At 44.0% G+C, this 15,336-nt stretch carries 11 protein-coding genes; 1 reads left to right on the top strand and 10 read right to left on the bottom strand.

The window, feature by feature from the left end; all coding sequences use genetic code 11:
- Positions 1–263 precede the first annotated feature (263 nt).
- The 6 genes from ldtD to cmoM form a co-directional block, all read right to left on the bottom strand.
- On the bottom strand, positions 264–1,982 hold the full coding sequence (gene ldtD / locus AAC854_RS04735; protein WP_340616097.1) for a L,D-transpeptidase: 1,719 nt from the start codon (positions 1,980–1,982) through the stop codon (positions 264–266).
- A 256-nt stretch (positions 1,983–2,238) separates the two neighbouring features.
- Positions 2,239–2,952 carry an acid phosphatase AphA gene (aphA, locus tag AAC854_RS04730; RefSeq protein WP_273547238.1) on the bottom strand — a complete coding sequence of 238 codons (714 nt, stop codon included), beginning with the start codon at positions 2,950–2,952 and terminating at the stop codon, positions 2,239–2,241.
- 197 nt (positions 2,953–3,149) lie between these two features.
- A complete protein-coding gene (gene mukB / locus AAC854_RS04725; RefSeq protein ID WP_340616096.1) occupies positions 3,150–7,643 on the bottom strand; it encodes a chromosome partition protein MukB in 4,494 nt (1,497 codons plus the stop codon).
- Entirely contained in the window at positions 7,640–8,362 is a 723-nt protein-coding gene (gene mukE, locus AAC854_RS04720; protein WP_340616095.1) for a chromosome partition protein MukE, read from the bottom strand. The genes mukB and mukE overlap by 4 nt, the downstream gene beginning before the upstream one ends.
- Positions 8,343–9,665: a chromosome partition protein MukF gene (mukF, locus tag AAC854_RS04715; protein WP_340616094.1), complete on the bottom strand. Its 1,323-nt coding sequence runs from the start codon at positions 9,663–9,665 to the stop codon at positions 8,343–8,345. The genes mukE and mukF overlap by 20 nt, the downstream gene beginning before the upstream one ends.
- Positions 9,662–10,447 (bottom strand): tRNA uridine 5-oxyacetic acid(34) methyltransferase CmoM, encoded by a 786-nt coding sequence (gene cmoM, locus AAC854_RS04710; protein WP_340616093.1) that lies wholly within the window; start codon positions 10,445–10,447, stop codon positions 9,662–9,664. The genes mukF and cmoM overlap by 4 nt, the downstream gene beginning before the upstream one ends.
- Positions 10,448–10,615: 168 nt before the next feature.
- Between cmoM and elyC the strand changes: the two genes are divergently transcribed.
- Positions 10,616–11,479 (top strand): envelope biogenesis factor ElyC, encoded by an 864-nt coding sequence (elyC, locus tag AAC854_RS04705; protein ID WP_340616092.1) that lies wholly within the window; start codon positions 10,616–10,618, stop codon positions 11,477–11,479.
- Positions 11,480–11,564: 85 nt separating this feature from the next.
- Here elyC and kdsB read toward each other — a convergent pair whose 3' ends face one another.
- From kdsB to msbA, 4 genes are all read right to left on the bottom strand, one after another.
- Positions 11,565–12,314 (bottom strand): 3-deoxy-manno-octulosonate cytidylyltransferase, encoded by a 750-nt coding sequence (gene kdsB, locus AAC854_RS04700; RefSeq protein ID WP_047961967.1) that lies wholly within the window; start codon positions 12,312–12,314, stop codon positions 11,565–11,567.
- Positions 12,315–12,317: 3 nt separating this feature from the next.
- Complete coding sequence (locus AAC854_RS04695) at positions 12,318–12,497, bottom strand: Trm112 family protein (RefSeq protein ID WP_047961966.1); 180 nt, start codon at positions 12,495–12,497, stop codon at positions 12,318–12,320.
- A 95-nt stretch (positions 12,498–12,592) separates the two neighbouring features.
- Positions 12,593–13,573 carry a tetraacyldisaccharide 4'-kinase gene (lpxK, locus tag AAC854_RS04690; protein ID WP_340616091.1) on the bottom strand — a complete coding sequence of 327 codons (981 nt, stop codon included), beginning with the start codon at positions 13,571–13,573 and terminating at the stop codon, positions 12,593–12,595.
- Entirely contained in the window at positions 13,570–15,318 is a 1,749-nt protein-coding gene (msbA, locus tag AAC854_RS04685; protein WP_340616110.1) for a lipid A ABC transporter ATP-binding protein/permease MsbA, read from the bottom strand. Before msbA ends, lpxK begins: the two co-directional genes overlap by 4 nt.
- Positions 15,319–15,336 lie beyond the last annotated feature (18 nt).

Genomic DNA, 15,336 nt, shown 5'->3' with positions numbered 1-15,336 from the left:
ACCAATCTAACAGAATACAAATCATATTAAATATAGATGAAATTTTAATGACGATATGTTGTTAACAGATTTCTTTCGTATGAACCATAGAAATCGACTAATCGCAGATAAACGCAATTCATTAATAAACCATTATAGTAGGAAAAGATCTGAAAAAAGAATTAGTAAAATAACGGTGAAGAAATTATTTTTTTCTTCACCGTTTATAAGATGGATATGAATGTCAAATTTATGCCTTTATATGTTACTAATAACTATAAAAATCATAAATCACTTCTGGTAGCCAGAATCTTGGGTAAAATCTCAGATTGTTGTCTTGCATTCATATCATAGCCGTAGATATCAGCTCGGTATTGTGGTACTCCTTCACCATCAACCCAGGCTGTTTGATAGTAAAGAAAGACAGGAATTTTTTTGGGAATCTTAACATACTTTGTTTCCCAAGTTTTCAATGAACCATTAACTTTATTTTTATTCCAACCAGCATCGCCTAACAACATATTAGCCAATTCAGGCGCTTTATTGACACGCACACAACCAGAGCTGACTGCTCTCATTTCCCGACCAAAGGAAGCCTGATTTGGCGTATCATGTAAATAAATTGCTTCTGAATTTGGCATGTTAAATTTGAAACGCCCTAATGAGTTAGTTGGGCCGGGTGCTTGTCTTATACGATAAGGAAAATTACTCGGTGTAACTACGCTCCAATTAATTGATGAAGGATCAATAACTTTAGCGTCATTACCCCAACTAGAAAAAACGGTATAACCACGAGTACGAAAATAACTTGGATCACTCTGCGCTCTTGGCGCAATATCTTTACGAGTCATACTCGTAGGTACATTCCATGGTGGATTGATCACTACATTGTTTAATTCACTACTCATAATGGGCGTTTTGCGACTAGGGCGGCCAACTACGACTTTAGAATTTAATATTTCCTTTCCATCCAGATAATAAAAAAGCGAATAGTTAGGAATATTAACTAAAATACCTGTAGGAATATCTCTGGGGATAACTCGTAACCGTTGTATATTTAATGCCATAATGCGAGCACGAATTTGTGGTGTCGTATTTAACCATACCTTAGTGGATCGGCCAATAACACCATCGGCTGACAGACCATGTAGAGTTTGAAAGCGTTTTACCGCAGCGATTAATTCTTTACCATAAGCCTTATTATCAGATTTGGCATCTGATACCTCCAACATACCTGCTCGAATCAATATTTTTCTTAATGCTGCAACACTCTCACTGCTTTGCCCGGGTCTTAGGGTGCCTTTCAGCGAAAACTCCGTCCATGGTTGCTTATCAGCTAATTGAGCCAACATCTCCTTACGCATATTTTCATACATAGGATGGTTGGGTGATAAGGTGGTAATATAAGATTCAGTACTCTGATCCCTGATATGTTGCTGCCATTTATCAATTAAATGAGAAGGAGGTAAATTCATCTTATAAGGTGTTTTACTGTATAACCATGAATCCCCTTTTTTCTTAACACCGTTAATAAAATGGAGATAACCTAACATAGCATCAGATAAAATAACATCACGCCCAATATCACTTAATTCTGGAGAATTAAGTTGCACTAACCATTTTTCAAATTGAGGTTGAAAACCAGCTAACGATATTTCAAATAATTGATCTTCGAATTGCTGAATGGATTTTTTATCTGTCCATAATGGTTTCATTTTATTGGCAGTATATAACGTTACCAAACGATCAAGGAATACCGGTTTTACTTGTTGCGGTAGCCAATTTTGTAACTGCTTTCGATTATCATTAATAAAATTTATCTGAGATATAGGAATAGTCTTATCAGATGAAGCAACCGAAACCTCTTTTTTTGGTTCCCCTGTCAATGGTTGCACGCCACTTGATTCTAAGCCATTTTGTTGAGTTGCAAAGGTTCCTTCTGATACCGCCAATGCGCTACAGATAAAAGAGACTTTCAGTAACCTTACCGAGTTCTTCACCATAACAGTTCACCTCACCTTATTATGCATACAGCTATTCAATGACTTATTCTAATTATCAGGAGTCCTATTTTATCAGAAAAGAATAGTAGTAATTATATACATAATTACTTCTTAAGATAGGGGCCTACCCAATCATACTCAATTACTCTAAGCAAAAGAAAATTTTCACTATTATAAATTAGATTATACTGGCTCTAAAAAGGGAAAAGGCACCTATAGTGCCCTTAATTGGAATGTACTATCCTGAAATTTCAGATTAATACTCAGATTTAATGACTACTTCCTCTCCGAATCGGCCTGCTTTAGGTAAAGGCTGATAAGAAGAATTTGATGCTCTCAAAATGCGTATGCCACGGATATTCAACTCACGGGCTGCGGCAATATCAGCATCTGCATCACCATAGTAAATTCTCAATTTATGATCTTTCATCCAACTAATTTTATTATTTTTACCTGGCTCATCTCCCGCAAAAATAACAGCATTCATTTTATCAGCAGGAATATGTAAATCTTCTTGCAAATATTTGGTTACCGTTTCTGTTTTGGTTTTTGAACGGCCGGTAATGAAATAAATATCATCTCCCCGCTTCAAGTGCATCTGAACTAATTCAATGCCAATTTGTTTTGGCATACTGAATTTATCCCATTCATTATTCATTTTTTCCCAAAACTCCGGGTTTTTCAGATAGCTATTGTCATTCGGCGAGTATTCCAATTTACCGCGGAAAAAACCAGGGCTTGAAAACAACACTGTATCATCGATATCAAATCCTACCGCCATTGGAGGTTGGGATTGCAGGCTTTTTTCGATTTGATCAACAGAAACCCAATGTACCGCCTGACGTTGAGCCAAATCTGCTGCTGTGACTCCTGAGCCAATTTGCTCCGGCATAAACACTTTTGCCTGTGCCATACCGTTTAAACCAAAAGCGAGTACAATCGCACTGAATGCCAGGGTGACTTTACGCATCGTTATTCCTTTTTATATTAATCATAACGGTCCGAAATAATAAACGTTATTACCACATGAAAACGAGACACACTGCACAATTGATTAAGGTTACTACTCATCAGATAAGAGTCAGGGGAAAAAAGATAAGGGGTATATCAGGGCAAGGAGGTCATAATACACCTCCTTGCCAAAGGCATTATTTGACGATATTGACGTTATTTTTCCAATATCGATTGTGTTTGTGACTGTAGTGCTTGTGATTGCAGTGCTTGTGACTGTAATTGCTCAGTCGCCGGGGCATCCTGCCCAAAACCACGCAACCCAACAACGTGTACATGCTCCTGATTATTGAAGACCTTACGTACCAGTTTATAGGTTGTCCCTTTTTCTGGGCTGATGTTTTCCGGTGCTGCGATAATTAACTGCATCTGCAAGCGTTCACACAGTTCAAACAGCGTCGCGATTGATTTCGCGTCCAAACGTGCGGCTTCGTCAAGGAACAACAAACGGCATGGTGAAATATCTTTACCACGTAAACGACACGATTCTTCTTCCCAGCTCTGTACAACCATAACCAGAATAGACATCCCCGTACCGATAGCTTCACCAGTAGAGAGTGCGCCGCTTTCCGCTTTGAGCCAACCATCCGAACCACGATTAACTTCAACGTCCAGTTCGAGGTAATTACGGTAATCCAGCAATTCTTCACCAATGGTTTGAGGCAGGCGCTGCCCCATATCAATCTGTGGGTTCAAACGCTGATAGAGCTTCGCCATCGCTTCTGAGAAGGTCAGACGTTGGCTGTTGAACAGATCCTGATGTTGTTCCTGTTGCTCAGACAAAATATCCAACAAGAGAGAATGGCTTTCACGTACATTCACATTCAGACGTACGCCGCCAACCTGCCCAAAGGAAACAGCCTGCAACCCTTGGTTCAGCATGCGAATGCGGTTTTGTTCACGTTGGATGGTCTTACGAATGATATTAGCCACACTCTTGGAGCTAATCGCCAGTTTCTGCTCACGAGCGGTTAACTCTTCGGTCAGACGCGCCAGCTCAATTTCCATCTGTTCAATGGCATCAACCGGATCGTCTGTTCGAATAATATCCTGACGGATGCGCTCGCGCAGATGTTGGTAAACAGCAACAAAAAATTGAATTTTACGCTCAGGACGTTTCGGATCTTCAGACAAACGCAACGCATCGCGCAAATGTTCATTATCCGCTACTGCCAGACGCAATGCGCCCAATGCCTTATCCGACATCGAACGTAAATCATCACCATCTATATAGGCCAATTCACGGCGATGTAAACGACGCTCAACCCCATTGTCTTTTACCATGCGCATTACAGCACACCAGCCTGCTTTCGAAGAAACCACCTGCTCACGCTTCTGGTAATAATCACGCTCAGATTTACGCAGTTTTTTCTGGAGGTTGTCCATTTCTGCTTCACAGAATGCGATTTGTTTCTCAAGCTGGTTAATGCGGGAACGGTTGGTACTCACGGCAGCATGGAGCTGATCACGACGTTCACGAGCGCGGCTTTCTGCGTTGGCGTCGGCCTGAACGCCAATATCCTTCAGCTCTTGCTCAAGTTCCTTCAGCATATCCTGCTTAGTGTCATAAGAACTTTTCAGAGATGCCAATACTTGGTTGAACTGAGCACATTGTGATTGCTGCTGGCGCAATTGTTCACGCGCACGGCTGCGATCAGATTCTGCATGTTCAAGACGCTGACGCAGCTTGTCGTTCAAGTCGGAATTTTCATTGAGCATTCCGGCAGAATCACTGTAACTGAAATGCGCACGGCGCTGGACGATTTCTGTCAGGGCAAAAGCTTGCTGCTTGGCCTTATTTTGGCTGTGTTTCGCTGTCTCATAATCTTTCTGCAACTGTTCATGTTGCTGTGGATCGCTTTGCAAAACAGAAACCAGCGGCTCAAGTTTAGTCAGGGCGTTACCATGTTGTTGCAGGAACCGTGCTGCGTCCTGCGCTTCATCCATCTCTTCACGAACTGTTTCCACGCGATCAATCAGCGTTTCATCCAACAAGATCGTGATTTGTGGGATCAAGCGATTCAATACTGACAAACTTTCTTTTACTTGAGCCAGTTTCTGGTGGTGCTGCTGAGTCTGGACTTCAAATTGGGATAACTCACGCTCCAGTTCCGTCCGGCGCTGGTTCAGGCTGCGAATTTCCGCTTCTGGATCAGCATCAAACGCAACAGAAAGGTGTTTACCCACAAAACGGCTGAACGCCTGATGTGCACGCTGAATTTTCTGAACATCAAATGAGAGCGTCGCATAGCGCTCTGCCAACGTATCGCGCTCAAGGCTGAGTGCTTCCAGACGACTTTCTCTTGCTGCCCGTCCAAACAACGGAACTTCAGGATAACGCGAGTAACGCCACTGGCGTTCGGATGATTTCACCAGAACGGCATTTTTCTGCTCTTCGAAATGGAATACGCTGTCATCGAAAGATTGTGGATCTCCCTCGATCAAATAGAGATCTTCCGGGCAATCTTCCAATGCTTCCAGATGTGGGCGAACTAATGAAAGATCAGACACGACGATCGCATGGCGTGCCGGGCCATACAGTGCAGAAAAATAAGGCGCATCATCAATGGTAATGTCGTCATAAATTTCTGATAACAAAACACCGCCGAAACGCTCCGCCAATGCAAGCAACCGCCCATCTTCTGCACCATTTGGTTGGTTCAAGCGCTCAATTTGTTTTTCCAGTTCACGTTTCTGTGCCGCTACATCGTCACGCTCAACAGTGATTTCACGCTCCTGTTCCAGCAATTGCTGCATGTATTCAGTAACTTCGTTCCCGCTTTCAAGCGTCTCATTACTCTGTTCACACAACTGATTCAGGGCTTCCTGTGCTGCAAGCCATACTGGTGCGCGCGCAGTTAATCCTTGGATCTTCTGCTTGAGTTGTTCAAACTCCTGACGCATCTGTATACGACGTTCACCGCTTTCACTGGCATTCAGACTCAATTCTTCCGACTGGGCTTCTAATTCGCCCTGTAAAGCTTCTAAATCTTCCGCTTGATATTGTTGGTTATGACGCTTACAGAACTCTTCCAACAAACGCTCTGCATTTTTCTGGCTGTTCAGGCGCTGTTCCAACTCAGCCAACTGGATACGCAAAGGCTGAACGCGCTCAGCCAAATGGCGTTGGGAGGACCATTCACGTAATAATTCACGGGCAGTTTGCCATGCTTCACTGCGGCTCACTTCACCAACAATGTTTTTCACCAGTTGATAAGCTTGTTCGAACTGACTATGCGCTGCATCTGCGACATTCAGTTTCTGTTCCAGAGCCAGCAAAGTTTCCGTCGCCTGTTGCACTGCGGCCTGATACGTTTCCTGCCACTCATCAGCATTTTCTATTGACAGCTCAGGAAGCTGGCAAAGTTCACGGGCACGCTCTAATGCTTGTAGTGCCTGCTGATATTGAATCGCACGGGTTTGCTGAACATCCAAAGCCTGCTGGTAATCAGCAAGCTGGCTTTTCAGCTCATCAACTTCCTGTTCAGCCGCTTCAGAAACAGCTTCATATTCTGCCTGTAGCTCTTTCGCTTCTTCTACGACTTCGCTCTGTTCTTCCAGCCGATAAGTCAATTCTTCAATATCTGATTGATAACGATCGATTTTCTCCTGCTGACGCATTGCAGTCTGAACCAAATTCAGATGATCGCTGGCAGCCTGATAATCCATTTCTAAATCAGAAGATGTGTCGCTTTGTTCCGTCAGCTCCCGTGCCATTTCGACATGACGATATTGTTCAGCAATTAACTGACGGCGGCTGCCAAATAATTCACTGCGCAAGGCCAACGCTTCATCCAAATGAACACGACGTTCATTGGCATGACGCATATAATCCGCAGAAACGTAAGTCGTTGCTTCTGTAATGAGATGCTTGAATAGATCGCGATCAGATTGAGTTACGCGGATGGCTTCCAATGTGATACGGTTTTCACGCAACGCGGCTTCCATATCCTGAAACGCTTTTCTGACGCCACTGTTTTCCGGCAATAAATAATCACGCAATGAACGTGTAATGGCGCTGGAAATACCACCATACAATGATGCTTCTATCAGGCGATAAAACTTGCTTCGATCACTCGCCGAACGCAGACGTTTTGGAATTACCCCCAAATCAAACATCAGGGAGTGGTAATCCGTAATCGAATTAAACTGTTTGAATTGAACGCCCTCCATCTCATCAAGGCGCTCTTTCAGTTCATTTAATGGTAAAACTCTTGCCTGACGTTCGTTAATATTTTCAGTCAAAAGTTGTGTTGGCTGAATAGATGCAGGAACGCCCTGAATCATAAATGGCTTGATATCCACTTTACGATCACGTCCGGCAACCTGCTGTAGACGAACCCCGGTAATGATCCTTTGATGACGGGAGTTAACAACATCCAGCGTGGAATAACAGACACCAGCGCGCAGTTTACCGTGCAAGCCTTTGTCACGTGAACCACTGGTTGCCCCTGCCTCAGTGGTATTACGGAAGTGAAGTAACGTTAAATCCGGGATCAAAGCGGTTACAAATGCCGCCATCGTCGTAGATTTACCCGCGCCATTACCACCGGATAAAGTCGTTACAAGCTCGTCAAGATCAAACGTTCTGGCAAAAAAGCCGTTCCAGTTAACTAACGTCAGTGAGCGAAATTTACCGCGTTCAATCATGACTGCTCATCCTCCGCACCTTCTGCTGAATGCTCTGATGCTTCTTCATGTTCATTATCTTCCTGCGATGATTCCTTTTCGATCGGCATGGCTTCACCATCACGGATCATCCGCAATTGAGCCTCGCGTGGATCATCACCGCTGCGTACATCTGCACCGAAGCGGAATACGGCTTCGGTAATCGTAAATTTATTGCTGTCATTTTGCAGGAAATAAACCATTCCCAAACGGCGTAGACGGTTTAGGGAAGTGCGTACTTTTTCCTGTAATTTCTGTTTATCCAGATCGGAACCTGTCGAACGCTGGTTCACGAATTTAATCAGCTTATTTTCATCAGCCAATGACAGCAGCTCGTCATACAATTCTTGAGAAGTAAATATCCCCTGATTGGACAGGCGCTCCGGGCTGAGATAGAGATAACACAGGATCTTACCTACCATCATGTCCAATTCAGACAAGACAGATCGCGGGATCAACGTTGTTGAACGGGGACGCAGGTAGAAAAAACCTTCCGGTGCACGGATTAACTCGACGTTATAACGCGCATAAAACATTTCCAACTCTTCCTGAAAATCCATCAGAAAAGCATGATTATCAAGATTATCCATACTGATATGACGGCCAGAACGAAGCTGGCTGTCTAATTCCGGGAAAAGTACGTTGGATAATGCCTGAACCAGTTTAACTGGCATAAATTGTTCAATATGTGTCGATGACATGTGCCTGCACCTTGGCTCCGTAATCATTAATCGCTAACCATTCCGCTGGCAACCCAGAGAAATCTGCTTCTGCAACGCCCAATCTTACTGCCTGATCCACCAGAATACGTGCCACATCAAAGTGGCGTTTACGTGGATATTCAGCAAGGTAGTCGCGCAGGATGGCTCCTAAATCCAGAGGGAGTTTTGCCTGTTGGTAGACCGCCAGCGCCTGTTCAACCATTTCAGCCAATTGTTCGTTGATTTCATTGAACTCTTCGTATTCCATTTCTGGCGGTAATTCTCCCATTACTTCTTCATTGCGCAGAGTCAGTTCTTCATCACGCATATCCAGAAAACGTTCTGCGTTGGCGATGGTCAACGCCCACGGGCTGTCAAAATAGTGTTGTATGGATTGACGGAGGCGCTGGGCGAAAATGCGGTTTTTATCCATATCAATGGCGGTTCGGATAAATTTATGAACATGGCGATCATAGCCTATCCACAAGTCGATAGCCTGCTGTCCCCAACTGATAATACGATCCAGCTTGCTTTGGAGATCAAAAACCAGTCTATCAACCAGTTCAGAACCATCACTATCCATATTAGCCGCCTGAATGCGCAATAGATTCGCCTGCAATTTGTCACCCGCTGCTTCTAATGTGTCCTGAAGCTCCCGCAATGTGCCGGAAGTTTCAGACAGCAACTGTTCACAATTGGCAATGGCGGCCTGCCAATCCTGATTAAGTAACGCGGCAATATCGGTTTTTACACCGTTTTGCTGTTCATCCATCAAGCGCTGGGACATATCAATGCTGTCAAAAATTTCAGCCACAGAATATTTGAGAGGTGCGAAGACATTGCGATGCCAATGGAATTCATCACCACCTTCTTCGGCTGCCTCAGCCGCACGATGCAATTCGTTAGCAACGATGGATAACTGCATGGAAAGGCGCAACGTGGAAAATTCACGCTGGCGAATATAGTAATCACTAATGCCTATCCCCAACGGGGTTAAACGATAGATAGCATTGCCATCAGCCAGTTCACTGGTAAAACGGTTAAGTAGCTTCTGACGAACCATATCGTTAATGGCATTATTCGCCCTGACGGATACCGCTTCAGAAGTCTGCTCAAAACCTTTACACACTTCACGGAAAGCATCCACCAGCTCTCCTTCACTCATTTCACCATCGAGCCGTTCACTGTTCAATACGGCAATTGCCAATAAAAAAGCCAATCGTTCTGGTGGCAACGAAATTGAAAAGTCATTTTTTCTGGCCCAGGACACAAGTTCAGGAACAGTCTGGGAATATTCACTCATAATTCGCTCTTTAAGGTAGGCTTGCGCGCCATCACATGAATGTAACGCCCCAGGCTGATATAGGGCTCTTGTCTGCAATAACGTTGTTCAAGTTCAAGCAACGCCGGAAAATCTGTGTTTTGTAATTGGCGGCTTTGCAGGTAATCGTGAAAAACCCTTACGCCAGTTTTACCGGTTATTTCCATCTTGAGTTCAGTCAGCCATTGGTATACCTGTTCCGGTACTAATGGATTCTGCGGAGATAGAGAACGTTTGCGGCGGCGCTGAATATTGGGTGTCGCCAAATGAAAATTACCCAAGATGGCATTACGCATGACCAACCCATTAGCATTATAAAACATTAATGAGAGTGCACCACCGGGCGTGATGATATCGCCCAATGTTTCTATTGCATCTTTTTGGTCAGTGATCCACTCCAATACAGCGTGAAATAGAATCAGATCAACCGGCTGTTCAATATGTTGGTGAATTTCCTGTACTGGGCTTTGGATAAATTGCATTTGATGGAGAACACCCCGCTCTTCCGCGTTGTGTTTCGCCCGCTGGATCATCTCTTCGGATAAGTCACAAAGTATGACCTGATGACCTAATTCAGCCAATTGACAAGCCATATTCCCTTCACCGCCCCCTGCATCTAAAATGCGTAAAGAGCGTTGAGGCAAATGGTTCAGCAATTCGTTAATATCCTGCCAGACAACGGCCTGCCTGATTTTACCCTTGGTTGTGCCGTAAATATTACGCGAAAATTTGTCTGCAATATCATCGAAATTGCGATCCCGCATGAAAAACTGCCCCACTTATAAGCTGAGTTTAATTTATCTATTGAGTAGTTAAGCTATCTACTGCTATTTTTGCTACTGTTATTTTGGCACAGTAATCATTTAATTAACTACTTTTAGCCTTAAATTCGCCCCTGCACGGCTGTAATTTAACCAAACAAAGGCCCATCAATGCTATTCCTGCTAAAAAAATATATCGGCTCGCTGCTAATGCCTTTGCCGCTGATTATTATCGCCTCTTTCATTGCGTTACTATTACTATGGTTCACCCGCTGGCAAAAAACGGGAAAAACTATTTTATCACTGAGTTGGCTTGCATTACTTTTATTTAGTTTACAGCCTATTGCCGACAAGCTCTTACTTCCTATTGAAGGGAAATATGTTCAACGCTATGAGCCTAAAACCACATCTGACACTATAGCTGATACTACCTCCATCGCCCCCGTAAAATATATTGTCGTTCTCGGCGGAGGTTTTACTTATAACCCTAAGTGGGCACCCAGTGCTAACCTTATCAGCAACAGCCTGCCCAGAGTCACCGAGGGCATTCGGTTATATTACCTTAATCCTGGCGCTAAAATGATTTTCACAGGCGGTAAAGGCGTAAATTCAATTAGCAGTGCAGAAGTTGCTGCTATGGTAGCACAATCTATGGGTATTCCTGTAGAAGACACCATAGCATTGAAAAAACCTTTGGATACAGAAGAAGAAGCTGCTGAGGTAGAAAAAGTCGTCGGGAAGCAATCTTTTATTCTTGTCACATCTGCCAACCATATGGAAAGGTCAATGAGATTCTTTGAACAACGTGGCCTACATCCCATCGCAGCCCCGGCCAACCAATTGGCTGTCACAACACCGCTCTATCCGTGGGAAAAATATCTCCCTTCTTCCTATTATTTCTCACACACAGAACGAGCTTGGTATGAGACATTAGGGCGTATCTGGCAATCTATTAAACCTATTAATAAAGACATAGACACTGAAAAGCCATCAGAGCCCCAGCCTAAAAATGGTGAGAAAAATATCGCCAAATAGAAAAGAACAAAACTGAAAAAAGAGAATGCCGCTATACGGCATTCTCTTTTAAATCACATTCAATTAATACTCATGCCAATAGAGATCAGAGCGCTGCAAAAACTTTTCTAACTGTTTCCAGATCTTCTGGAGTATCCACACCTGCACCCGGCGCTTGCAATGCTTTTGCTACATGGATTTTTTCACCGTACCAAAGCACCCGTAATTGTTCGAGCATCTCGATATTTTCCAACGGACTTGGAGTCCATTGAACATAGCGCCGGATAAACCCTGCCCGATACGCATAAATTCCGATATGGCGCAGGAAATTGTCTCCGATAGTTTCTTTTGACTGCATAAAGCGGTCACGTTCCCATGGAATGGTAGCGCGGGAAAAGTAGAGCGCATAACCTTTAGCATCCATAACAACTTTAACAGCATTGGGATTGAATGCTTCTTCTGCATCTTTAATTTGCACAGCAAGTGTTGCCATTCCAGCATCACTGCCAGCCAGGTTATCAGCCACTTGCTTAATGATTTGTTCTGGAATAAGCGGTTCGTCGCCCTGCACATTCACAATGATTTCATCATCAGCAAATTGGTATTTATCGATAACTTCCGCCAGCCGTTCTGTGCCTGAATGATGGTTTTCGCTTGTCATGCAGGCTTCACCGCCTGCGGCAATCACTGCATCAAAAACGTCTTGATTATCTGTTGCCACAATAACCCGGGCAGCGCCAGAACGGGCTGCCCGTTCCATAACACGTACAATCATGGGCTTGCCATGAATATCGGCCAGTGGTTTTCCGGGCAAGCGCGTTGAAGAAAAGCGAGCTGGAATGATAACGGTAAACATAGGTTACTTGTTTTCCTCTGTAGGCAAGACTCGTGCTTCATGCTCTAGCAACACAGGAATACCATCACGGACAGGAAATGCGAGGCGGTTAAATTTGCAAATCAGTTCAAAGTTTTCTTTATCGTAACTGAGCTTGCCATGACATACCGGACAAGCAATGATTTCGAGTAAACGGTGATCCATATATCCCCCAAAAGACGGGCCTTCAATTTAATGCGGCCCAGAATACCACAAGCGATGTCTCACCGTTAACTCTGTTATTTTGTTAAATGAGTGGTTCACTCTGGGATCAAGGCTCGAATCTCATTCAGTACTTTCTGCCCTTCTTCTTCAGGCAAAACTGCATTGACGGGTAAATACCACCAGTTAGGCTGAGCGAATTGGAAACACTTTACCGCATCTTTTTCTGTCATCAGCAGATTTTGCTCACTGTTCGCCAAAGCCAGTAACTGAGATTTTTCATAAGAGTGATGGTCAGCAAAAGCATGGGTTTCCTGTAGACTTGCGCCCAATTGTTGCAATGTCGCAAAAAAACGCGGTGGATGACCAATCCCTGCCATTGCAATTGTATTTGGAATATCAGTGACGTTTCGCATCTCGCCCGTTAACAGGTTAACGGCCAATTCCCCTTTCAGAGTCATCGGCAATTCCCCTGCCTGAGCCGTTCCACCATTAACAATAATGGCATTGACGGTATTCAAGCGCCCGGCCAGTTCCCGCATCGGCCCTGCGGGTAGCCAACAACCATTACCAAAACGACGAACGCCATCAATCACTACAATCTCATAATCACGTTGTAAAGCGTAATGTTGGAGACCGTCATCCGTAACCACGATATCAATAGGGGTATGAGCCAATAATGCTTCAATAGCATTAGCACGTTTTGGTGCAACTGCAACAGGCGCACCAGTACGACGACGAATTAAAACAGGCTCATCTCCTGCCTGTGCTGTAGTCACTTCATCTGTCACGAGCAGAGGATAATATTCCGATTTCCCTCCATAGCCACGGGAAACAACACCAACCCGATAACCTTTTTGTTGCAGCTGTTCTACCAGCCAAATAACAACAGGGGTTTTGCCATTTCCCCCTGCCGTCAGGTTACCAACCACAATGACAGGTACAGGTGCTTTCCAAGAGCGGCTCAACCCCATTTTATAACTTAATCGACGTAAACCACTTACCAGCCCATAAAGGGCTGATAAGGGTAATAGCGCAATATAAAGCCATGAACGGCCTGACCATATCTTTTCAATCATTGACCAAACTGCATCCGATGTAATTGAGCATATGCGCCCTCGTGTTCCAATAGAGCGACATGGTTGCCTCGTTCCAGAATATTACCATCTTCAATGACGATAATTTCATCAGCATTTTCAATAGTGGAAAGACGGTGAGCAATCACCAATGAGGTTCTGTTTTTCTGCAATTCATCCAATGCGGCTTGAATCGCACGTTCAGATTCTGTATCCAATGCTGAAGTTGCCTCATCCAGAATCAGAATTGGCGAATCACGCAATAAAGCACGGGCAATAGCGATACGCTGACGTTGACCACCGGAAAGCAAGACACCATTTTCACCTATCATGGTATCAAGGCCGTTATCCAGTTTTTTGATAAAGTCCATTGCGTAGGCCATTTCCGCTGCACGTTCGATCTCTTCACGGCTGAATTGTCCTTCGCTGGCGTAAGCAATGTTATTAGCGACAGTATCGTTGAACAGGTGCACATTTTGCGACACCAACGCAATTTGATTACGCAGTGAAGCCAACGTATATTCGCGCAGATCATGACCATCCAATATAATTTCCCCTTCATTCACGTCATAAAAACGGGTGAGGAGATTAGCGATTGTCGATTTACCTGATCCAGAACGACCAACCAATGCGACTGCTTTGCCTGCTGGTATCGTCATTGAAATCTTTTTCAAGGCTGGATGATCTTTGGTTGGATAGCAGAAAGTCACATCGCGGAATTCGATATTGCCTTTTGCTTTTTTGATTTCCAGTTTGCCATTATCCTTTTCCTGTTCCATATCCAGAATGGCAAACAAAGTCTGGCAAGCAGCCATGCCACGTTGAAACTGCGCATTAACGTTAGTCAGTGACTTCAATGGACGCATCAAGGCAATCATGGATGAAAACACAACAGTAATTTTTCCTGCTGTCAAAGCCCCCATAATTTCAGGGAAGCTGGCCGCATACAGGATAAACGCCAATGCAAATGAAGCAATAAGCTGAATAATCGGGTCTGAAATAGAATCAGCAGAAACCATTTTCATGCCTTGCTGGCGCATATGGTTACTGACCTTGTTAAAACGCTCCGTTTCAACTTTTTGGCCACCAAATATTAAAACCTCTTTATGCCCTTTCAGCATCTGTTCGGCACTGGTCGTCACCATTCCCATGCTATTCTGCATATTTTTACTGATATTACGAAAACGCACGGAAACAAGGCGGATAACACCTGCAACGATCGGCGCAATCACAATCAAAATGAGGGACAGCTCCCAGCTGTAATAGAACATCAGGATAAACAGGCCAATAATTGATGCCCCTTCCCTGACGACTGTCACCAATGCGCTAGAAGAGGAAGAAGCAACCTGTTCTGAATCATATGTGATGCGAGAAAGTAATGTCCCCGTAGATTGCTGGTCAAAAAAGGAAACTGGCATGCCCATCATATGGTTAAACAGGCGCCGACGCATCTGCATAACCACTTTGCCAGATACCCAAGAGATGCAATAACTTGATATAAAACCAGATATGCCACGTAACAGCATCAATCCGATAACAACCAGTGGCATCCACTTCAATACACTAATGTCTGCCTTACCAAAACCCTCATCCAACAAAGGCTTTAACAAGGAAAGCATTAATGTATCACCGGCAGCATTGATAATTAGTGCAACCGCCGCAACTGACAGCCCGACCTTAAATGGTGTGATGATCGGCCACAATCGGCGAAAGGTCTGCCAGGTAGAAAGGTCTTTATCATTCATTATTGAGTTACCAAAACCAAA

Origin of the sequence: Xenorhabdus entomophaga (genome assembly GCF_037996725.1) — a bacterium.
Classification (GTDB): Bacteria; Pseudomonadota; Gammaproteobacteria; order Enterobacterales; family Enterobacteriaceae; genus Xenorhabdus; species Xenorhabdus khoisanae.
Note: the sequence above shows the minus strand (reverse complement) of the source record. Positions and strands in the feature narration are given on the sequence as shown.